The organism is Ferrimonas sediminicola, assembly GCF_005116715.1.
Taxonomy (GTDB): Bacteria; Pseudomonadota; Gammaproteobacteria; order Enterobacterales; family Shewanellaceae; genus Ferrimonas; species Ferrimonas sediminicola.
In genome coordinates, this window is sequence record NZ_SWCI01000014.1 from 21,509 (window position 1) to 43,466 (window position 21,958).

Annotated in this window: 17 protein-coding genes; 9 read left to right on the forward strand and 8 right to left on the reverse strand. The window is 64.6% G+C overall.

Features of this window, described 5'->3' with window-relative positions:
* Positions 1-22 precede the first annotated feature (22 nt).
* Genes FCL40_RS15825 through recC form a run of 4 tightly spaced genes read right to left on the reverse strand, consistent with a single transcriptional unit; the run spans position 23 to position 9,461 of the window.
* Positions 23-427: a VanZ family protein gene (locus tag FCL40_RS15825; RefSeq protein WP_136854274.1), complete on the reverse strand. Its 405-nt coding sequence runs from the start codon at positions 425-427 to the stop codon at positions 23-25.
* Positions 424-2,472 carry an exodeoxyribonuclease V subunit alpha gene (recD, locus tag FCL40_RS15830; protein ID WP_136854275.1) on the reverse strand — a complete coding sequence of 683 codons (2,049 nt, stop codon included), beginning with the start codon at positions 2,470-2,472 and terminating at the stop codon, positions 424-426. The genes FCL40_RS15825 and recD overlap by 4 nt, the downstream gene beginning before the upstream one ends.
* Positions 2,469-6,056 carry an exodeoxyribonuclease V subunit beta gene (recB, locus tag FCL40_RS15835; RefSeq protein ID WP_136854276.1) on the reverse strand — a complete coding sequence of 1,196 codons (3,588 nt, stop codon included), beginning with the start codon at positions 6,054-6,056 and terminating at the stop codon, positions 2,469-2,471. Before recB ends, recD begins: the two co-directional genes overlap by 4 nt.
* Positions 6,057-9,461 (reverse strand): exodeoxyribonuclease V subunit gamma, encoded by a 3,405-nt coding sequence (gene recC / locus FCL40_RS15840; RefSeq protein WP_136854277.1) that lies wholly within the window; start codon positions 9,459-9,461, stop codon positions 6,057-6,059.
* Positions 9,462-9,640: 179 nt separating this feature from the next.
* On the opposite strand from recC, the gene FCL40_RS15845 reads away from it, so the two are divergent.
* The 9 genes from FCL40_RS15845 (at position 9,641) to FCL40_RS15885 (ending at position 16,590) form a co-directional block, all read left to right on the forward strand.
* The gene (locus FCL40_RS15845; protein ID WP_136854278.1) at positions 9,641-10,369 is read left to right on the forward strand and encodes a hypothetical protein; all 729 of its coding nucleotides are present in this window, start codon (positions 9,641-9,643) and stop codon (positions 10,367-10,369) included.
* Positions 10,366-11,010 carry a glutathione S-transferase gene (locus tag FCL40_RS15850; protein ID WP_136854279.1) on the forward strand — a complete coding sequence of 215 codons (645 nt, stop codon included), beginning with the start codon at positions 10,366-10,368 and terminating at the stop codon, positions 11,008-11,010. The genes FCL40_RS15845 and FCL40_RS15850 overlap by 4 nt, the downstream gene beginning before the upstream one ends.
* Positions 11,011-11,108: 98 nt before the next feature.
* On the forward strand, positions 11,109-11,957 hold the full coding sequence (locus FCL40_RS15855; RefSeq protein WP_136854280.1) for a putative selenate ABC transporter substrate-binding protein: 849 nt from the start codon (positions 11,109-11,111) through the stop codon (positions 11,955-11,957).
* Between the two features lie 7 nt (positions 11,958-11,964).
* A complete protein-coding gene (locus tag FCL40_RS15860) occupies positions 11,965-12,651 on the forward strand; it encodes an ATP-binding cassette domain-containing protein (RefSeq protein ID WP_136854281.1) in 687 nt (228 codons plus the stop codon).
* Positions 12,644-14,161, forward strand: coding sequence for a PhnE/PtxC family ABC transporter permease (locus FCL40_RS15865; RefSeq protein WP_229360356.1), 1,518 nt, complete (start codon positions 12,644-12,646; stop codon positions 14,159-14,161). The genes FCL40_RS15860 and FCL40_RS15865 overlap by 8 nt, the downstream gene beginning before the upstream one ends.
* 300 nt (positions 14,162-14,461) lie before the next feature.
* Positions 14,462-15,043, forward strand: a complete 582-nt coding sequence (locus FCL40_RS15870) for a DUF2589 domain-containing protein (RefSeq protein WP_136854282.1) — start codon at positions 14,462-14,464, stop codon at positions 15,041-15,043.
* Positions 15,044-15,046: 3 nt separating this feature from the next.
* On the forward strand, positions 15,047-15,583 hold the full coding sequence (locus FCL40_RS15875; protein WP_136854283.1) for a DUF2589 domain-containing protein: 537 nt from the start codon (positions 15,047-15,049) through the stop codon (positions 15,581-15,583).
* Positions 15,584-15,604: 21 nt separating this feature from the next.
* Positions 15,605-16,213, forward strand: coding sequence for a DUF2589 domain-containing protein (locus FCL40_RS15880; RefSeq protein ID WP_136854284.1), 609 nt, complete (start codon positions 15,605-15,607; stop codon positions 16,211-16,213).
* Positions 16,214-16,233: 20 nt separating this feature from the next.
* Entirely contained in the window at positions 16,234-16,590 is a 357-nt protein-coding gene (locus tag FCL40_RS15885; RefSeq protein WP_205729151.1) for a hypothetical protein, read from the forward strand.
* Here FCL40_RS15885 and FCL40_RS15890 read toward each other — a convergent pair.
* The 4 genes from FCL40_RS15890 to FCL40_RS15905 all read right to left on the reverse strand — a co-directional run bounded on the left by FCL40_RS15890 (position 16,587) and on the right by FCL40_RS15905 (position 21,923).
* Positions 16,587-16,892, reverse strand: a complete 306-nt coding sequence (locus FCL40_RS15890; protein WP_136854285.1) for a hypothetical protein — start codon at positions 16,890-16,892, stop codon at positions 16,587-16,589. The two genes, FCL40_RS15885 and FCL40_RS15890, sit on opposite strands and share 4 nt — an antisense overlap.
* A 432-nt stretch (positions 16,893-17,324) precedes the next feature.
* Complete coding sequence (locus FCL40_RS15895; protein ID WP_136854286.1) at positions 17,325-20,369, reverse strand: molybdopterin dinucleotide binding domain-containing protein; 3,045 nt, start codon at positions 20,367-20,369, stop codon at positions 17,325-17,327.
* On the reverse strand, positions 20,357-21,052 hold the full coding sequence (locus FCL40_RS15900; RefSeq protein ID WP_136854287.1) for a 4Fe-4S dicluster domain-containing protein: 696 nt from the start codon (positions 21,050-21,052) through the stop codon (positions 20,357-20,359). Before FCL40_RS15900 ends, FCL40_RS15895 begins: the two co-directional genes overlap by 13 nt.
* A gap of 523 nt (positions 21,053-21,575) precedes the next feature.
* Entirely contained in the window at positions 21,576-21,923 is a 348-nt protein-coding gene (locus FCL40_RS15905; protein WP_136854288.1) for a hypothetical protein, read from the reverse strand.
* Positions 21,924-21,958: the final 35 nt, after the last annotated feature.

Here is a 21,958-nt window from a genome sequence, read left to right on the forward strand (position 1 = left end):
GTTCCTGACCGATTACTTGGTGTTACCCGGGATCAGCCCGGGTAACACCAAGCAGGTAACGGGTTACCAGGGAGAACAGCAGGATCCCCGCCAGGTCCGCGGCCAGATCGGTGATGTCCAGGGTGCGGCTGGGGAACCAGGCCTGGCTGAGCTCCTCCAGGCTGGCCAGCAAACCCACCGCGGTGGCGCCCCAATAGATCCGCAGCGAACCGCAGCGCCAGACACGGCCGCCGCTGACCAGGTTGGCCCCCAGGGTCAGCAGGCCATACAGGCAGAAGTGTCCCAGCTTGTCGCCGTAGGGCAGCGCCCGCACCAGTTGGAAGAAGACGCTGGACTGACCGGTGTCCGCCAGGTAGATCACCCAGGCGATGAGGGTGGCCAGTGCCAGGGTGCCGGCCCAGGCCACGACTTTCAGGGTGCGACTCATGGGGTCACCTCCAGTGACCCCAGCCGCGTCGCCAGCCCCGAGGCGCGCACCGTGCGTCGGGCGGTGGCGCTGGCCACCAACTGCGGCCTGGGCAGCAGCAGGCTGAACCAGGTCTTGGCCCGGGTGATGCCGGTGTAGAGCAGCTCGCGGGTGAGGATGGGGCTGTCCGCGGCGGGCAGCACCATGGCGGTGTGGGCGAACTCCGATCCCTGGGACTTGTGCACCGTCATGGCGAACACCGTGTCCACGTCACTCAGGCGGCTGGGCTGTACCGACTTGAGCCCGCCGTCTGGGGTGGGGAAGGCCACCCTGAGGCTGCGCTGCCCCAGCTCGTCGTACAGCGGCAGGCACAGGCCGATGTCGCCGTTCATCAGCTTGAGGCTGTAGTCGTTGCGGGTGAGGATCACCGGCCGTCCCGGGTACCAGCCCTGGTCCCGCTCGATCAGCCCCGCCCCCTTCAGCGCTTGGGCAATGCGGCGGTTGAGGCCGGCGACGCCGAACTCGCCGTCGCGCACCGCGCACAGCAGTTGGAAGGCGCCGAAGGCACGATGGAGATCCAGCGCCCACTGCTGCTGCGCCTGGACCAGCGCCAGCCACTGTGCCGGCACGCTGCATTGGGCCGCCTGCTGCTCCAGCCGATCCAGCCCCTGGCGCATCCGTTCCAGGTAGTGGCGATAGCCCAGGGGCTGGCCGCCATCGATGGTCCGGGCGGGAGAGGCATCCCCCTCGATGCAGAGCCGCTCCAGGGCCCGGTCCTGCTCGCCACCGAGAGAGGCGCTGAGCAGATCCGGCCAGGGCTGGCCAAACAGCCTGGCCACATCGCGGCTGTCGCCGATGTTGACCGCCGCCGCCAGCCGGCCAATGCCGCTGTTGGCGTCGAAGCGGTGGCTCTTGCGCAGCAGGGCGATCTGCTGATCCAGGGCAGTTCCCTGCCCCTGCCAGGGGGCCAGATCATAGCCGCTGGCCCGAGCAAGGTAGGCCAGGGTGGCGTCGTGGTAGTTGGCCTCATCGGCATTGCGGCACAGATCCCCCAGGACGGCGCCGGCCTCCACCGACGCCAGCTGATCCTTGTCTCCCAGCAGGATGAGGGAGGCGTGCTCCGGCAGCGCCTGCAACAGCGCCGCCATCATCTCCAGGTCCACCATGGAGGCCTCATCCACCACCAGCAGATCCAGGTGCAGCGGATTGCCGCGGTGGTGGCGGAAGTGGCGGCTGTCCGGACGGGAGCCCAGCAGCCGGTGCAGTGTGGTCACCTGGGTGGGGATGCTGCCCCGCACGCCCTCCGGCAGCTGGTTGAGCGCCCCCGACAGCGACTCGGACAGCCGGGCCGCCGCCTTGCCTGTGGGGGCCGCCAAGCGGATGCGCAGCGGCTCCCCCTGCGCCAGCCTGGGTCCCTGCAACGCCGCCAGCAGCCGCACCACCGTGGTGGTCTTGCCGGTGCCGGGGCCGCCGGAGATCACCGTGAAGCGGCTGCGGCAGGCCAGGGCCGCCGCCACGCTTTGCCAGTGCACCGAGTCGCCCCTGGCCTCGTCGGCGGACTTCAGCGGTGCGAACAGCTGCGCCAGCTGGGTACGGGTAGACTCTGGCTCGACCGGCAGCGGCCTCAGCCGGTCGTGGATCTGTTGCGCCACCTGGCACTCATATCGGTAGTAACGGCGCAGGTAGAGCCGTCCCTGGCTTAGCACCAGAGGCTCGCAGCCCTCCCCCTCGACGCTGGCCACCAGGGGCGAGGCGCCGAGCGCCTGGATCAGGCCCGGCTCGCTCCAGGACGCCATCAGTTCGCCGGGATGGGGCAGCTGCGCCGGTTTGCGCCCCTCCGGGGGCAGCGCCAGCACCTCCCCCGGGCGCTGCAGCAGCAGGCTCAACTCCAGGCACAGGTGGCCCCGTCCCAGCTGGTGGCTGGTCCACACCGCCGCCAGCACCACCTGTGCCGGGGTGTCCGGCTGCTGCTCCAGCAGCAGCTTGGCCAGGGCCAGGTCCAGCGGCCGCAGCCACCCCTCTGCCAGGTAGGCCTTCAGTTGCTGCATCAGTTCATTCAGGCTCATGCCGTTGCCCCCTCAAACGCCAAATCCATCGCCTCAATCAGCGCCCGCTCCGGACGCAGGCTCACCACCCCCTGGCACGCCTGGCCCATGCCACGCAGGAACAGGTAGAGGCCGCCGCCCATATGGCGATCATAATCGTAATCCTCGATGCGGCTTGCCAGCAGCCGGTGCAGGGCCAGGGTGTAGAGAGCCAGCTGCAGATCGTATCTGTGGGAGAGCATGCCCGCCTTCATCGCCTCCAGATCGTAGGCCTGGGCGTCCGCTCCCAGGTAGTTGGACTTGTAGTCGGCCACGTAAAACCGCCCCCGGTGCTCGAAGGTGAGATCGATAAACCCCTTGAGCATGCCGTCCAGCAGCTGGGGCCTGAGACGGGGCCGGGGCTCGCCGGGCCAGATGTGGCGGCGCACCAGCTCATCCAGGTGCTGCACATCCAGCCGGTGGGCGGCAAACCAGAACTCCATCTCCGCCACCACCGTGGTGAGGTCCGCGAGGGCCGCCGGGCCATCGATCAGGGCCATGGGCTGACGGAGCATCTCGGTCAACCACAGCTCCAGGGTGGGCTGCCACTCCTCCAGCCCCTTGTGCTCACAGCGGCGGGCGATCTCCTCGGACAGTGCCTGGGGGGCCACGGTACCGAAGCCCTGGTCCGCTACCCACTCCAGCAGATCGTGCAGGAAGGTGCCCGGCGCCGCCCCCCGGGGGAAGGCGTGGATGGTGCCCGCCTGAGGCTCGCGCTCCAACGGCAACTGGGCATCGGCCATCAGCTCCTCGATCCTGGCCAGGGCGCCGCTGGTGCTGGTGTCACTCTCATCCAGCTGGTGGCTCATGCCGGTGAGCAGGCCGGAGTAGGACCCGACCCGCCAGCCAGAGGGCACCGGGCGCAACGCCTGGCGTGCCGCCATCCGGGCGGGATCGGCCTCCTCGGCCACATAGCGGTTATCCAGCACCTCGGGCAGGGGCAGCAGTTCGGTGCCCGGATCCTGGGCCAACCGCGACAGGGCGTGCTCCAGCTCGCCTCGGGTCATCGGGGCGCCGCCGCCGAGCAGGTACCCCAGGGCCCCCAGGTGCAGGTCGCTCATGTCGCGCCTGCCACTGCGTCCCAACTTCACCGGCGCCAGCCCCAGGAAGCAGGCGTACACCGGCCGGGTCAGGGCTACGTACAGCAGGCGCAGGTCCTCGGCCAGTCGCTCATGCTCCGCCTCTTCCAGCGCCTCGGCGGCCGGGTTGAAGGCCACCTTGCTGCCATCGGCGCCGCGATAGGTGAGCAGGCCGTCCCGGGCCGCCGCCTGGCGGAAGCCAAGGATAAAGGGCAGGAACACCAGCGGGTACTCCAGCCCCTTGGACTTGTGGATAGTCACCACCTGCACCAGTTCGGCGTCACTCTCAAGTCGCAGCACCTGGTCATCGTCCCCCTGGCCGGACTCGATCTGCTCCGCCAGCAGCCTGAGCAGGGCCAGCTCGCCATCCAGGGTGGCGGAGGCGGCCTGTAGCAGCTCCGCCAGGTGCAGCAGGTTGGTGAGGCTACGCTCGCCGCCCCCCTGATGCATCAGCCGGGTGGCGACCCCGAAGCGGACCATCAGCGCCCGGATCATGGAGAGTACCCCCTTGCTCTGCCAGTGGTGCTGCAGCTCGCGGAAGGCGTCCACCATCTCATCCCAGGCGCGCTCATCGCGGTTGAGGGCATCGAGCTGGCCCCAGCCGTGGCCCAGGGTGGCGCAGGCCAGGGCGGCGCGGATCCCCGACTCACGCTCCGGGGCCGCTACCGCCTGCAGGATCAGCAGCAGGTCCTGGGCCTCGGCGCTGGCATAGACCGAGTCCTTGTCGGACAGGTAGACACTGCGCACCCCGCGGCTGTCGAGGGCGGCGCGGATCGCCCGCGCCTCGGTGAAATCGCGCACCAGTACCGCCATGTGGGCGGCCCGCAGCGGCTCGAGCCCCTTGTCGGAGCGGAACCCCGCCCGCCCCTCTTTGGCCAGGTTGAGGTAGCGGCAGATCTCGCTGGCGGCGGAGTGGGCCTGGCGCTCCAGGTAGCTGCCCTTGTTGATGGGGCCCTCGTCGGGGTCCAGCCACAGCTGCAGGGCCGAGACCGCCTCGCCGTCGATCTCCAGGTGGTCGGCGCGGCCGTTGGCGGCCACCGACTCGAAGGGGATCTGCTCGCCAAACAGGAAGGCGCCCTGGCCGTAGTCGTCCGCCAGGCGGAACACGCCGTTGACCGCCGCCACCATCGCCTCGGTGGAGCGGTAGTTGGTGCTCAGGGTGTAGTGGTTGGGGGCGGTGTCGCTGCGCGCCTGCAGGTAGGTGTGGATGTCGGCGCCGCGGAAGGCGTAGATCGCCTGCTTGGGATCGCCGATCATCAGCAGCGCCTGCTCCGGACTCCCCTTGTAGAGGCGCTGGAACAGCCGGTACTGCACCGGATCGGTGTCCTGGAACTCGTCGATCAGCGCCACCGGGAACTGGCTGCGGATGGTGGCCGCCAGGGCGTCGCCCCCCGGCCCCTGCAGCGCCCCATCCAGCCGGCGCATCAGGTCATCAAATCCCAGCACCGCCTGGCGCCGCTTCTCCACCTCCATCCGTTCGCCCACCCAGTTGGCGGCGTGGCACAGCAGGTTGCGCTTGAGATCCAGCCGCTCCAACTCCGCCACCAGGGTCTGCATGGCGTCGAAGGCGCGGTTGTGCTCCACCTGCTTGCCCTTGTTGCAGGCGGCCTGGATGCCGTCGGTGGTGAAGTGATCGCACGCCTTGGAGCGCTTGCCGCCGCTCATCGGCAGCAGCTGGCCCTCATCCTCCAGCCAGGCTGCCACCTCATCCAGCAGCGCCGGCTTGATCTTGGCCTTGGAGACCAACTTGGCCGCCAGCGCCTGGTGCACCAGCTCGCTGACCGCGGTCAGCTCACCGCGCCACACCGATTTGGCCCGGGCCACCGCCGCCATCTGCTGCGCCGCCACCTCGGCGGGGTTCTGCCCCTCCAGCTTGCGCCCCAGCAGCGGCATCAGCGCCCGCTCCAGCTCCGCCGGGGTGGCGTAGAGGCGGTGGATGGGACGCAGCGCCTCGGTAGGCAGGGGGTAAAAATGCAGCCGCCAGTAGTCTCGCACCGCCTCCTGGCGCAGGGCGCTGAGATCGGTCTCCAGCTGCAGGTTGAACAGGGAGCCGGAGTCGAAGGCGTGCTCCCGCAGCATCCGCTGGCACCAGGCGTGGATGGTGTGGATGGCCGCCAGATCCATCATCTGCGCCGCCAGCTCCAGCTTGAGGGCACAGGTCGGGTGCTGCTCCTCGGGAAAATCCGCCAACAGCCGGGTCAGGGTGGGATCGCCCCCCTCCAGCTGGCCGCGGAACGCCCTGGCCCCCTCCACCAGCCGGCGGCGGATGCGATCGCGCAGCTCCTCGGTGGCGGCATTGGTGAAGGTCACCACCAGGATCTCCGGCGGTAGCAGCGCCCCGGCCGGGTGGCCGTGGTCGCCGCCGTGGCCCAGCACCAGCCTCAGGTAGAGCGCGGCGATGGTGTAGGTCTTGCCGGTGCCGGCGCTGGCCTCGATCAGCCGGGTGCCCTGCAGCGGGAACTGGATGGGGTTGAGTCTTTGGGTCATCTAGGCCTCCAGCCGGGTGGGCAGCACCAGCAGCGGCTGGTAGAGATCCTCGGCCAGCGCCATGAAGCGCTGGGGATCCAGTTGGGAGAATTCGGGGTACTGGCGCGCCAGGTAGGGGCTGTAGCCCAGGTCGCCGCCGCCGAAGAAGCCGGGCTCGTAGGCAGCGCGGGCCCGCTCCAGCCGTTCCGGCTCGTCGCCGTCGCTGGCCAGGAACGCCAGTCCGGCCCTGGGGGCCACCGGCAGCGGCGCGGTCATCGCCTCCAGGTAGCGGGCCATCAGCCGCTGCAGCTGGTGGTGGGCGGCCTCCTGGGCCATGGGCGCCAGGCTCCAGATGCTGTCGGCGCCAATCAGCACCGAGGTCAGGGTGTGGCCGCAGGCGCTGCCGGCCAGGTGGCCCAGGTAGAGCCGGGCCAGGTGCAGCGGGTTCTTCAGCCCCGTGTCGCTGGCCAGCGCCGCCGGGCGCACCTCCACCTGGTGCCAGTGGCCGTCGCCGCGTCGATAGAGCCGGCTCAGCCAGTCCTCCAGGGCGAGCCCGGGAATCGCCGCCCGCAGCTCCAGCGAGGTCTCCACCAGCTCAAGATCGGCGGTGTAGCGGTTGAACGCCTCGAAGGCGTCCACCGCCGGCCTGGTGAGATCGTCGCCAGCCAGGGCGGCAAACCCCTTCATCGGCAGCTGGCCACGGCCGGTGAGCCGGGCCAGGGTATGATCGACGGCGCTCCGGGCCTGGTCTGGGGTCCCCTGGTAGAGCTCACCCAGCAGCTCGGCCCGCAGCAGGTAGCGCTGCAGGTGATCCAGGGCGAAGGGCTCCAGATCCTCGCTGGCGGCCACCTCCTGGTTGAACCACACCCCCAGACGCTGGTTCATGAAACAACCCACCGGATCCCTGAGCAGCCCCACCAGGGCGCGCAGTTCGATGGGGTCCTCCCCCTGCCAGGATTCCATGGCCGGCTCTTGGCCTGCGTCCGGCGGCGTGTGCACCTGGCACCACTCCTGGCCGTAGGAGAACAGTTCCCCTGACCGGGCATCAAAATAGCGACTGGAGAAGGGCTGCAGCGGGTGGACCCAGGTCAGTCCCGCGACCAGGGTGTCGCCGCCGGCGAAGGCGCTGGCCACGTAATCGCGCAGCTGGCCCACCAGCACCGAGGGGGTACGCTCGGTGTTGTCGCGCACGTTGCGCCCCACATAACTGATGTAGAGCTCATTGCGGGCCGCCAGCAGCGCCTCCAGAAACAGGTAGCGGTCATCCTCGCGGCGGGAGCGGTCCCCCGGCCGGTACTGGCCGCGCAGGGCCATCAGGTCGAAGTCCAGCGGCGGCCGGCTCCTGGGGTAGTCGCCGTCGTTCATCCCCAGCAGGCACACCTGCTTGAAGGGGATGGCGCGCATCGGCATCAGGGTGCAGAAGTTTACCTTGCCCGCCAGGAAGCGCTGGGACACCCCCTCCTCGCCGAAGGGGGCCAGGGCCACCTCGCGCACCACGGTGATGGGCAGCGCCTCGGACAGCTCCGCCTCGTCGCACGCCTCCAGCCAGCTGGCCATGGTGTCCTGCAGCCGGGTCAGCAGCAGGGTCTCCTGCTCATCCTGGGGCTCGAACAGGGCCTCGGTCATCTGCCGCAGCAGCTGGTGCCACTGGGCCGGGGTGTGGCTCTGGCCCAGTTGCTGCCACAGCTGCCCCAGCTCGTCGATCAGCAGGCTCAGCTTGCCCACCAGGGCCGCGTCCAGGCCGCCCACCTCGTCCAGGGGCTCGATGCCGCGCCAGGCGTCGCCGTCGCCGACGGCGTAACCCAGCAGCATCCGTTTCAGGCCGAAGCGCCAGGTGTTCTGCTCCAGCTGCTGCGGCAGCTCCAGGGCGTGCCGCTGGTTACCGTCCAGGCCCCAGCGGATCCCCGCCTGCTCCACCCAGCGTCCCAGCAGCGCCAGCTCCGCCTCGTCGATGCCAAACCTGGCCCGCAGCGCCGGCACCGACAGCAGCTCCATCAGCTCGGAGACGGCGAAGCGGGAGCGCGGCAGGTGCAGCAGCTTCTCCAGGGCCAGCACCACCACCTGGTGGCCGCGTTCGGGACGATCGGCAATGGTGTAGGGGATGTATCTGTTGTCGTCCCGCTCCAGGTGGCCGAACACCGCCTCGATGTGGGGGGCGTAGAGATCCACGTCGGGCATCATCACGATCACCTCCGACGGGCTCAGCTGCGGATCCTGCTGGAACCGCTGCAGCAGCTGATCGTGGAGGATCTCCACCTCCCGCTGGCGGCTGTGGGCCAGGTGGAACACCAGGCTGCTGTCCCCCTCGGCCACCGGCCAGGGCTCGTCGGGCAAGGGATCGAGATCGAAGATCCCCTGCTGCATCCGCCGCAGCAGCGAACCCTGCCCCTGCTCCAGGGGGGAACGCCACAGATCGATGCTGTGGAAGTGGGTCCGATACTGGTCCGGGTCGTCGATGCCGTAGAGCAGACCGATGTAGTCCCGCCCCTGCTTGCCCCAGGCGGCCAGCAGCGGGTTGGCGTGCTGGTGCATCTGCTCCAGGGAGAGCAGCTCCGGAGTGCCGGGCTTGCGGTTGTGCCTGGCCCGCGCCAGCTCCCGGCGCAGCAGCTCCCGGTCCTCGACGATGTCCGCCCAGAAGTGCTGGCAGGGGTTCTGCACGCACAGCAGGATCTGGCAGTGCTTGGCCAGGGCCTTGAGGGCCTCCACCGCCTGCTGCGGCAGGGTGCTGATGCCAAACACCAGCAGCCGCCGCGGCAGCCCCGGCGGCCGCTGCTCTGCCCGCTCCAGCGCCTGGATAAAGTGATGGTGCAGGGCGGCGCGGCTGCTGCCCCGCCAGCACGGCGCCACATCGGCGATCAGGGCCCGCCACAGCCTCGGCTGCCAGCGCAGCTCGTCAGCCAGGGGCACCGCCCTGCCCTCGCCATCGCAGATCTCATCCCGGCCTGCCGCCCAGCCATCGAGCCAGTCGGCCCGGTACACCTGGTACTGGTCAAACAGGTCTGCCAGTTGCTCCGCCAGCTGGTCGCGCTTGCGCAGATCGTCATCCTCCTCGAGGAAGCGGCGCAGGGGGGCGAACTCCTCCTGGGACAGCAACTGCGGCAGCAGCTTCAGCAACCGCCAGCGCAGCCGGGGCTTGTCGAAGGGGGAGTCCTTGGGCACCGCCGTTTCGCCCAGCACGGTCCGGTAGCTCTCCCACAGGAAGCGCGAGGGCAGCTGCATCTCCTGGGCGGCGGCGATCTTCAGCTGGGGATCGGCGGCGAAGGCCAGCTTCAACCATTGGGCCATGCCATTGCTCTGGACCAGGAACAGCTCGCGCTCCAGCGGACCCAGGGGGTGCAGACGCACCCACTGCACCAGCAGATCGCGCAGATCCTCCATCTGGTTGGCGTGGATGATGGAAAGACCGGGTTGTAGTTGAGCGGACATCGGAGCATCCATTGCTAGGCTAAGTCTGCCAATCATAACGAGTTTTCGACCATTGCTCTATGGCGCCAACCCCGAGGCGACGCGACGGCTGATAAATCCGCCGGCACAGCCGAATTTGTCGCCCCCAGGCCTTTTGGTTTATGGTGATCCGGTTCACACATTTCCGGAACTGTTGCAACATGTCACTGCTGAAACCCGCACGAAAGATTCACAAAATCCTGAGCTATATCGTCTTCATCCAGGTCACCCTGTGGATTGCCGGCGGCGCCTACTTCGCCCTGGTGCCCTTCCAGTCCCTGGTAAAGAGCCGGGCCTATTACCAGCCTTCCATCGCCGAAGCCTCGCCGTCTCATCTGGCCCAGGCGCTGATGTCGCTGGAGACCCAATCCCTGTCCGGGCTCTCCCTGGTCGCGTCGGCACAGGGACCGCTGCTCGAGGCCGGCAGCCAAACCCTGTCTGTCGAGCTCGGAAGGGACGCCAGCGTCGTGTCCGCCGACGGCGTCGCCCGCTTCGCCCGGGCCCTGTATACCGGCCCCGGCACCCTGAGCCAGCCCAAGTTTGTCTCCCGGGTCGAAGCCCGAATCGGCGGCCTTGTGGACGAGGTGTCCGGCCGGGGCAACCTGTGGCTGGTGGCCGCCGACGACGCCCCGGGCACCCGGCTCTACTTCGATGAGATGGGGCGCCTGGTCACCGTTCGCAACGACGCCTGGGTCTGGTTCGATGCCCTGTGGCGGCTGCACATCATGGACTACGGCGAGGGGGAGGAGTTCAACAACCCACTGCTGATGGCATTCTCCGTCGCCGCCCTGCTGTTCGCCCTCTCCGGCTCGGTTCTGGCCGTCAACGCCCTGGGTCAGAGCCTGAGCCGGCGACTGCGCCGGCGCCGGCGAATCAGAACAGCGGCATGAGCCACGCCATCCTCTACAGCTTCCGCCGCTGCCCCTACGCCATGCGGGCCAGGATCGCCCTGGACTACCTGGGCCGGCCGCTGCAACTTCGGGAGGTGGTGCTGAGGGACAAGCCGGCGCCGCTGCTGGCGCTCTCCCCAAAGGGCACGGTGCCAGTGCTGCAGCTGCCTGACGGGCGGGTACTGGAGGAGAGCCTGGATATCATGCTCTGGACCCTGGGCGAGTCGGATCCTCAGTACTGGTGGCCGCGGCGAGCCGCCGCGCAGAGGCTAACCCTGGATCTAATTCAGCGTAACGACGGCGCCTTCAAGCACTGGCTGGACAGGTACAAATACGCCGATCGTCACCCCCGTTCGCAACAGTGGTACCGTGCCAAGGCCGAGCCCTGGCTCGACCGTCTCGAGTCGATGCTTATCCACAGCGGCTGGCTGCTGGGCGCGACCTTCTCCCTGGCCGATGCCGCCCTGCTGCCCTTCGTGCGTCAGTTCGCCATGGTGGACCGCCCCTGGTTCGACGGTCACTACCCGGCCCTGGCCCAGTGGCTGAACCGGTGGATGGTGAGCGAGCCCTATGGCCGCATCATGACCAGGTTTGCCCCCTGGCAGCCGGGCGGGGCGGTCACCCTGTGGCCAAATGGCTGAACCGCACTTACCAAGTCACTCAAATCCGCGTAAAATAACCTCCCTTTGTCACTTTATCACCGGCCCCAGGGCCACAACCCATTAGGAATCATAGAGCCATGCGTCGACTGATTGCCCTGCTGACCCTGGCGGTAGCCCCCTGGGTGTCCGCCCAAACCTTCACCTTTACCGCCATCCCCGACCAGGACGAGTCCAAGCTGCGCAGCCGCTTCGACCAGGTGGCCGACTACCTCTCTGGCGAGCTGGGCGTCGAGGTCAAGTACATCCCGGTGAAATCCTACGCCGCTTCCATCACCGCCTTTCGCAACAACCAGGTTCAGCTGGCCTGGTTCGGCGGCCTCTCCGGTGTGCAGGCCCGCACCCGGGTACCCGGCAGCGAGGCGATCGCCCAGGGCTACGAGGATCAGTTCTTCAAGTCCTACTTCATCGCCCACACCAGCACCGGCCTGGAGGCTGCCGCCTCCCTGCAGGAGGCCCTCAAGGGGATGACCTTCACCTTCGGCTCCAAGGGCTCCACCTCCGGCCGGCTGATGCCCGAGTTCTACCTGAGAGAGGCGTTCAACCAGGCCCCCGACGAAACCTTCCGCAAGGTGGGCTTCAGCGGTGATCACAGCCGCACCATCGCCCTGGTTCAGGCGGGAAGCTACCAGGTGGGCGCGGTCAACTACAAGGTGTGGGAGTCTGAGCTGGCCGCCGGCAAGGTCGACACCAGCAAGGTCAAGGTAATCTGGGAAACCCCCACCTACCCCGACTACCAGTGGACCATCCGCGGTGACGTTGACGCCCACTACGGCGAGGGCTTCAAGGCCAAGGTGACCAAGGCGCTGCTGGCGATGAAGGATGAGACGCTGCTCGGCGCCTTCCCCCGCTCCAGCTTCGTACCGGCCACCAACGCCGATTACGCGCCCATCGAGAAAACCGCCCAGTCCATCGGACTGATGGACTGACAGCGGGATGAGTGCTGAGCTGGCCCTGAATGGGGCCTCCCTGAAGGTCCGTAACCAGTGGATTGTCAAACCCCTGTCCCTCACCATCGACGCCGGCCAGACGGTGGCCCTGGTGGGGGAGAGCGGCGCCGGTAAATCCTCGCTGCTGGAGCTGCTGCGCCAGGCGCACGCCGACAGGGTGGCCTGGTGCCCGCAGCAACCGGCCCTGGTGCCCATGCTCAGCCTCTACCTCAACGTCTACATGGGCCGGCTGCATGAGTTTGGCCTGTGGCAGAACCTCAGCAACCTGCTGCGTGCCGATCCTGACCAGTGGCGTTCGGTGCAGGCCCTGGCCGATGAGCTGGGCCTGCTCAACGGCAGCGGCGCCAAGCGCATGAGCCAATCGGCGGAGCGCTTCTCCGGCGGCGAGCAGCAGAGGATCAACATCGCCCGGGCCCTGTTTCAGCAGCGCCCCATCTTCCTCGGCGATGAGCCGGTGTCGGCGGTGGACGAGGTGCAGGCGCGGCGCATCATCGAACGGGTCAAGGCCCACCACCAGACCACTGTGCTGGCGCTGCACGATGTCGATCTGGCGCTGGCGTGCGCCGACCGCATCATCGGCATGAGCCAGGGTGAGGTGGTGCTGGATCGGCCGGCCAGGGCGTTGGACGCCGAGACCCTGCTGGCACTCTATCCCAGTCAGCGGCATGGCTAACGCCGCCACCGGCGCCCCGAACAACCGGGCCGCCGAGTTCCGCCGCATCACCCTGCTGCTGGCCCTGGCGGCCCTCGTCTGCCTGCCCTGGGCGGACCTGGAGATCACCCAGCTTTCCCCCGGCGCCGAGCTCGGGCGACTGCTGGCCGGAGCGCTGAGTCCGGACTTCTTCGCCACCGAATACCTGATGGAGGCCATCGCCACCACCCTGGCCTTCGCCCTGCAGGGGATCGCCCTGGCGGCGGTAACCGGCCTGCTGCTCTCCCTGCTCTACCGCTACCGCCCCATCCGGGTAATGGCGGCCCTGCTGCGATCGGTGCATGAACTGTTCTGGGCACTGCTGTTCCTGCAGCTGTTTGGGCTCTCCTCCCTCACCGGGGTGTTGGCCCTGTGGATCCCCTACACCGGCATCTTTACCAAGGTCTACGGCGAGATCCTCGAGGAGGTGGACCCGGCCGCCGAGCTCGCCCTCCCCCACGACCACAGCCTGGGCAACGCCGTCAGCCGGCTGCTCTACGCCCGGCTGCCCCTGGCCTGGCCCCATATCCGCCACTACACCAAGTACCGGCTGGAGTGTGGCCTGCGCTCCTCGGTGGTGCTCGGCTTCGTCGGGCTGCCCACCCTGGGTTATCACCTGGAGACCGCGTTTCGCCAGGGACTCTACGGCGAGGCGGCGGCCCTGCTCTATCTGTTCTACCTGATCATCGCCACCATGAAGTGGTGGTGCCGGGCAGCGCTGCTGCCCCTCTACCTGGCCGTGGCCCTGTGGTATCTGCCGCCGCTGGCCCAGATCAACGGCGAGCTGATCCTGCAGTTCCTCACCCAGGACATCGTCCCCGCCCCCTTGAAAAGCGGCGGTGAGTTGTGGCCCTGGTTCCTGCGGCTGTGGCAGGGGCAGATCCTGCCGGGGCTGACCGACACCCTGCTCCTGAGCCAGATGGCGCTGCTGCTCACCGCCCTGTTGACCCTGGCCTGGTTTCCCCTGCGCAGCCACTGGTTCTTCTCCCGTCCCAGCCGGGCCCTGGGCCAGCTGTTCCTGATCATCACCCGCTCCACGCCGGAGTTTGTACTGGCGTTTGTCGGGCTGCTGGTGTTCGGTCCCAGCCTACTGCCGGCCCTGCTGGCGCTGGGAATCCACAACGGCGCCATCATCGGCCACCTGGTGGGCGGCTTTGCCCAGGGGCTGAGACTCAGGCCGGACGACACCCCGGCAGGGTACAGCCGTGCCGGTCTCTATTTCTACCAGGTGCTGCCCCGGGTCTACCCCCAGCTGATCACCTGGCTGCTCTACCGCTGGGAGATCATCCAGCGCGAAACCGCCATCCTCGGGGTACTGGGGATCACCACCCTGGGCTTCTACATCGACTCCGCCTTCGAGGAGTTTCGCTTCGACCGGGCCATGGTGCTGATCGGGGCCGCCGCCCTGCTCAACGTCGCCGTTGACGCCGTGGCACGAGCCCTGCGTGCCCGACTGCAGCAGGGCGACCGGTTGGCTCGCCGCGACGCCTGACCACGCCCTCGACGACGACGGGCAATCTCCCCTCTCCTCTGCCGTCTCCCCCGTTGCCGACTGTCCTCCATTCGCCCGTTCCCGGGCCGGAGATGACCCTGCCGGCGCGCCATCCTCAGCCCCAGACCCCGCTGCGGGGCCCGTGGCCCCGGGCAGCCGGCGCCATCACCCTAAAGAGCTCCACCCCGCCTCCCCCGGCGGGCCGACGCCAGGCCGTTACCGGGTGATCGCCTGTAACCGCCTACACTGAACCAGCCGGATCCACGCCGGCTTGAGGGATCACCCAGGCAAGGAGGGCCGATGAGCGTATCCAAGATCAATGACCAGTTGCAGGGCCTGCCACTTTCTCACCTGATCGGCGGACCGCTGGCGGCACTGTGCGAAGGCCAGGCCCAGCTGGCCCACACCACCGAGGAGTTCATCCAGCAGGTGGGCTTCACCGAGGACCATCGGGTTCGGGTGGTGGAGTTTCATTTCGATCGCCCGCTGGAGCACACCAACGACGACGGCAGTGTCGAGGTCAGGCTGCAGCAGTACCGGGTGCAACTGCCCTTCCTGTCGGTGATCTCGGTCCCCAACCTGGCGGTCGAACATGCCGACATCAGGTTCACCATGGAGGTGAAATCCAGCCACTACCGGCACCGCCAGGGCGGCGCCCCCGCCCTCAAGAGCGGACTGCCGAAGGAGAAGCAGGCGGTCCTGCGGGGCAGCGTCACCAGCCGCCACCCCAGCCACTCCGGCGCCACACTCGAGGTTAACGTCAATGCCCGCCAACAGGGCACTCCGGAGGGCCTCTCCCGCATCTTGGATCTACTGCACAAGTCCATCGTCCCGGTGGAGGTGGGGGAGCCCCGCCCCCTGCCCCAACCGTCCGAGGAGTAAGCCATGAAACTGCATGATCTGGTGGAGGCGATCATGGATTCGGTCACCGAAGCCCAGCAGCGCGTCGAACGGCAGAACATCAGCAACCTGCTGCAGTATTTCGATCACGACCCGGAACGAAACAGCTTCAGCCCCAAATCGGTGGAGCTGGTGATCCCCCAGCACGCCACCGATGACCAGGGTGAGGTGATCATGGATGAGCAAGGCGCCCAGACCGAAGAGAACCGGGTCCAGGTGCCGCTGATCGCCCTGTTGCAACTCAACCCCATCAAGATTCGGGATATGGCGATCAAGTTCGATGTCGGCCTGGGGGAGGTGGAAACCCTAAAGAGCGCCGCAGGCAGCGGCGTGGAGCATAAGCTGGCGTCGATGATGGCGCAGGATCCCTGCCGCAAGGTGATGAACACCGATCTTGGCGGCCGTGCCGGTTTCGGCCTCAGTAGGAAGGGGCGAAATGCGGAGGTGACCATCACCTTCGAAAGTGGCGAGCTTCCAGAAGGCTACCTCAAGGTCAACAGCCATCTGATGAAGCTGTTCTAATTCAATGGAAGGAGTGTAATTATGTCCGAATTGGTGAAGATCTCCGATCAGTTCCAGGGACTGCCCATGGCTGATCTTATCGGTGGCCCCCTCGGCGCCGCCTGTGACTCCCAAGTGTCCCTGGCCCGAGCAACCTCAGACTTTATCGACGCCGTGGGCATGGAAGCCGATGACCAGGGCAACCGACAGGTTCGCATGGTCAACTTCGCCTTCTCCCGCCCGGAGGAGATTGTTCAGGCGGACGGGTCGGTAAAACTGGAAAAGGTGGATTACGACCTGCAGGTCCCCTTTATCTCCATCGTCTCCGTGCCCAACCTACAGGTGGACAACGTGGACGTGACCTTCAACATGGAGGTGAAGTCCTCCTTCTCACAGGCCTCTCAGGAGGATATGAAGGCCTCCCTGGACGCACAAACCAGCTTCAGCGCCGGTCTGTTCAAGATCAAGGCCAGGGTGCAGGGTTCGGTCTCCTCCTCCAAGAGTTCCCAGCGCGCCAGCGACAACTCGGCCAAGTATGAGGTGGCGGTGAGCGCCAAGCAGGCGGATACCCCTGAGGGACTGTCGCGAGTGCTCGACATTCTGCAGCAGAGCATCGCGCCCACCCCGACCACCGCCGTGACAACCAGCTAGGTTAACCCGAGGAGACTGCGATGATCACCAGCCAGGGCAGCAGCAACACCTTCGATCTCACCAATGTGAGTTATGTCCACCGGGTGATTGTGGGCAGCGTGGACCCGCAGTCTCTTCCCTCCGAGGAGAAGAAACAGCAGCAGATGGCCGAGGTCAACCGCTGTCTCAATGAACCGCCCAAAGGCAAGATCCTCGGAATGGAGCGCAGCTTTTCCATCCTGAGGATCGGCGAGCACCAGGTGGTACTTGAGGCGGTGGCCTACCACATCGGCTTCCAGCGAACCCCCTACTGGCTGACCCAGCCAAAGCCGCAAGCCAAACCCAAGTTCGAGATAGACCCGGACAAGGTGGAGCAGATGATCGGCGGCGCCCCCTAGTTTGCTCTGCCGGGCGAGCCCAGCCGGGTGGCGGCCATCTCGCCGTCGGCCTCCAGCAGGTAGTGGTAGTGACACAGGTGGCCACAGCGCAGGCAGTAGGCCTGGGCGATCAGGATACAGCGGTTTCCAGGCAGGGGGTGGACGCTGCCGGTCATCTGGTCAACGCCGATGGGCCCGGCGCAGGCGTCGCATTGGGCGGTAAACCCATGGAAGATGGCACCATTGTCGAAGTGGTGGGGCAAGCTGTCGCTAAGTGGGGTGGTCGGCATCCCTTCCGTCTGACCACTGGCTTCTGTGTTCATAAGACACCGTCCAGTTTCGCAAACAGAAACCTTTAGCCTAGCATAGGCGTCAGAGGTGGGGACGGCATCATAGACCCTGGGCCGTCACCGCTCGATGGCCTTGGCATGACATTCACAACAGGCGGTGGCGCAGATGAGCAGCGACCACGGCTGGTTGGCTCTCCCGAGCGTATCCAACCGGAACGCGGCCATCTCCCCACTCAGTTCAGGAGTTCAGCAAACGACAAGCGGTGACCTGACCCAGCCAACAGTACTGAGACCGATTGCCAGTCGTCCCTCATGAACGAGGGTGCTTGGCGCCGCAGCTCGCAGCGCCGGCTTGTGAGGCGAGGAGTAAAAAGCGGCTGGCGGTTGTCTGCCCTTTCGAATTGGCAGGCACAGCGCCCGCCAGCCGTTGTTCATGTGACAGTGGTTAATAGTACAGCCTGGTCGCTAGGCCTTTTCTACCTTTACCGGTACTCCGTGCCGACAGGTGCAGTAGGTATGGACATCGACCAGAGGGGCCGGACCGTTCCGGGTAGGATCCGTCGGAATGATGGGGTTAACCGATATACCGGCCCCGCGACGAGGATCGCCAGCCTGTTTTTGGCCATCAATCCACAGATCGTTGGCACCATAGGCACTGTGACCGAAACCGGTGGCAATGGAGATAGCGCCGGGCACAATGTCATCCACCAACTTCAGGATACCGGTAGCGGGCCTGTTGATGGCCGATCGAACAGTAACGGTATCACCGTCTTTCAGCCCTAACTCGCGTCCCGTTTGTTGATGCATATAGACAAAGTTCGTCGGCGAAAACTCAACGGTTCGATCATAGGACACCGACCAGGGCGATCTCAGGGTCGATTTGTAGGAACTCATTAATACTGGGTAGTCTGGTTTTGGCCAGTGTTCCTCCCACAGGTCGCCATTCCAGAACGCATTGGGCGCATAGGTCGGATACCCCTTCAGCGGCTGTCCCGAGTAGCAGTTTATCGCTTTGGTAAGTCCCTCGTTATAAACGTTCAGGCACAACCTGGGTTTACCGGACTGAAACTCACCGTCATAACGAGGAGACTGGTCGAAGTAGCCCCCCCGGGAAAGCAGCCTCTCTACCAGCTTTGCCTCACTGGCGTCGATATGGGGATAGAGGTTGCGCATACCATATTTGGCGCCGGACAACTCCAGATCCCGTGCCGTGGCCCGGGGCAGATCATCGCCAATGTTGGCGGCGCAGTTGGCCAGCATATACGCCCCCCACTGGTGCTCGCTGTGCAGATCCACGTAGGCACCATCCTCTTTCCTGATCGCCTTTGCTCCAAACCCCTTGAGCTTTAAAGTCTTGGCAACGTCAATGAGGAACTGCTCCATGCAGATATGCTGACCGGCCTGGTTCTTGTCGGTCTTGGGTTCCAGCAGGTGACCGGAGGCGCTGATCCCCTTGCGCTCACTGCCCCAGTGGCGATCGATGGCCAGTTCCTCCATATGGACAAAATCGGGAATGATGTAGTCCGCATATTCGGCCGTGGTGCTGATCTGATCCGCTATGGCGATAATCAGGGGAATCCCATGTTCTCCGTGGGGATCTTTAAAGGCATCAAACACTTCGCTGGGCAACCCGGAAGCCCCATAGAGCACATTGGCCCGCCAGCTGATGAAGGCCTTCAACGAGTACGGACGCCGGTTAATGTGGCTGGTCAGCATCTCTGCGGTATTCTGAACCGGCGCCGTCTGAGGCCATGGGTCTTGGGCGGGATAGGGCGTAAGCCCCTGCTTCAGCTTGGCGTGGTACTCCTGGGACTGTTCGTACTTACCCTCCCGGTTCAGCGACACACCCTGGTCGGCCTTGCCATAGCCCCCTTCTACGCTGTTGAGGATATAGGGGCCTTTGAGGCCACTGACTGGCCCATGCCAATAGCAGGCGCCGCCCTTGGCATTATGGCTTCCGATCAACAGGTTGAGCATGGCCGTCGCCCAGCCGGTGATGGTACCGTCGGCACTGTTGGACGCCGTGGACAGCATCACTGCCGCCTTGCGGCCATGGCTGGTAAAGCGGTTGGCGATGTCGCGAATCTTCTGTTCCGGTATGCCCGTAACGGCGGCATACTCAGACATCGGAGTCTTGTAGACCTCTTGACGCATCAGCTCCAGGGAACTGATGAGATGCAGCTTCTCATTGCGGTAGGTGATCTCCTGATCGACAAACAGTTCACCATGGGGAGCGACGGTCACCGGTTTCAACTGGCCGTCCACCATCACCATGGGCTCACCGTCACCCTCTCTCAGGAACTGATTCTGCAGCGGATGTCCGACATTTTGGACGACCAGGTAGGAGGCGTTGGTATGGTGCAACTCGCCATCCTGCCGGGCGGCAGCATCGGTAGTGTTTTCCAGATGCTTTTTGTTGTATCGCCGATTCTCAAAGATGTGGCGCATCAAGCCAAAAAGGAAGGGGGTATCGCGGCCAGGCAGTATGGGTAACCACTCGCCACCTGTTGCATGGGTGGTCGCATTCCTCAGTATGGGATCGACGCACACATAGTCGTACCCGTACTCCGTACGCGCCTGGGCCAGCTGTGCACCCAGGGTATTCAGCGAGTTTCCTGAGTTCGAGGGAGATGTACCGATATAGAGCCCAAACTTACAGCCATCGTTGCCCGCCTCGAAGTCGATATCCGGGTGAGCATGGGCAGCACCGCCAAAAATGGCAGACTTGAACACCCGTTTAATGCCGATACGTTGTTGTGCCCCGCAATAGGCGGACTTTTTACCAATCGAGGCGCGAAACTGGCCAGCAAACCGGCGCAGCAGCGACGTCCGCACCTGCACCTCAGAGTTATAGGAGATGAGGAGCTGTTTTGATGCAGGCCCAAACAGGGGATCCTGAGGATTGGCCAACTTATCCGGTTGGTGGATGGCGGCCAACCCCTCAACCTTGCCCTCTCCAAACAGATCGCCGCCCTGGATGATCTCCCGCAATGCCTGTTCGTAAGGGATCGATTTCCATCTCCTTTCACCGCGTTTGCCAACCCGTTTTAATACCTGGGTGACCCGTTGCTTGCTGTTAACCGCATCTCCCGCTGCGGTTCCCCGACCGCAAGTGGTGGCACGGTTATCCAGCGAGTCTTGCTCGGTCAGTTTGACCAGAGCCTCCTCCACCGAAGTAGAGAGAGATTCGGGGCGATACCTGTTATTGGGACAAAACGGATTACCGGAGACCCGCTGTACTTCTCCACTCTGTTTGTCGATACGAACCCGCACCGAGCAGTTGTCATAACACCCCCAGCATCGGGCAAAGCCCAGCCTGACGTCAGGGTTGTCCACCACCCTGCCGTTTTTAATGGTAAATTCCGGCGGCAGACTTTCGCCACTCAAATTACCAAGTGTCCTTTTTTCATGACCCGCGGAGAGTGCAGTGACCGGTAAAGCCGCCGCGGTGAACATACCCGACCTGATGAACTTTCTTTTCTTTAAATCGACCATTTTTACCTCTGCCAATCCATTTCGTTCATTGTGATAATTGCTTGCTCATCCAAGGCATCAGGAAGCCCAATAAAGAATATATTGGGCTGAGTGTCCTCTTGTTTCAGCAGGGTGTATATTTTGTTGTTTTTAAGAAGGTCATTTATTTTACTGAATGGATTATTTAAGTCTCCGAATACCCGGGCTGAACCTATACAGGATTCGACACAAGCGGGCAGCAACCCGGCCTCTACTCTATGTAGGCAGAAGTTGCACTTTTCCGGGGGGGCTTCAAAGTCCGGGTCGGCGACCCGAGCTTGGTAGGGACAGGCATCCACGCAGGACTGACAACCGATACAGGCATCGTAGTCAATGTAAACGATGCCACTCTCCAATTTCCCGGTCGCGTCGACGGGACACACCTCGACACAAGCTGGCCGGTCACACTGGGCACACTGGATCGGTACCGTCAGAGAGGCCAGGTGAGAGTCCTGCCGGACACTCATGCGCTTCAGCGAGCCCCGGCAACGTCCCTGTGGCACGCCGTTCTCTATGGAGCAGGATACCAGGCAGGATTGGCAGTTGGTGCAGCGACGCACATCTATCACCATACCGTATTTGGTGCCATCGCCGTGACTTGCGGCGATGGACGAGTAGGAGACACAACTGAGGGCAAAGCCGGCTCCCAGGTGTTGAAGCAGTTGACGTCTATTTAACATGGGTACCTCTGTGGGTAAGAACAGTCGTCCCTATGCTAGGGAGGAAGGTACCTTTAAATTGCGGTGTCAGGCACAAACTAGAAATCTAACAATGACAAGCTTCAATAATGCGATTTAAACATCCTAAACAGACCATGATTAAGTAAAAATTGTTCGATTTTTATATAAATAATACTATTACTCATCATCTAGGCGGGGCGATTTCATAAGGGTTGATGACAACAAATACGTCTCCGCGAACCCTTTCTTACTTATCTTACCTTCATGGTTCCGGAACATGTTTGACTATTAGTCGCCACTGCATTTTCTTGCATTGCACTATATCACTCCTAAATATGGCATTCGAATCCACCTTCAGATTCTCTAGTAAAAATAACTCAAAGACTAATCCTTGCCGTATATTCACTATTGCACCGATTTCTTAGCGTCGAATGTCACCTTACCTGGTGCTAATCATGTCCCACCTGTGGATCCCGGTGTGACACCCGACACCCGGTTAGACCGGCCAGCAGCAGTGCTTTGGCTAATCGGCAAGTGATCCCGAGGCTGGCTCACCTCCATCTGAGGTATCAGTGACGAGCGTCTGAACACCCCCTGCCCGTTCCAACTGCTGGCGCTCAAACCCATCCACCAGGGCCTCAATCTCGGTGCAGACACTCTCCTGGGCATCGACCTCGAGATGCCAACATCCGCCAATGCCGCGCCGCTGCTGCTGGATCAGCGTGACCCAAACGGAATGGCCGCCACGCCGGTAGCTGTCGAGCCTCTCCAGCAGTTCGATCAGGGCCGGTGCCGCGGGCTCGCCAATTTCCAACCTGGTATTGGCAAGCAGTTCTGCCAGGTGACTTAAGCTTGGGTGACCGGATTGCATCTGCTGACTCCCTCGTTAGACACGCCCATACCGGT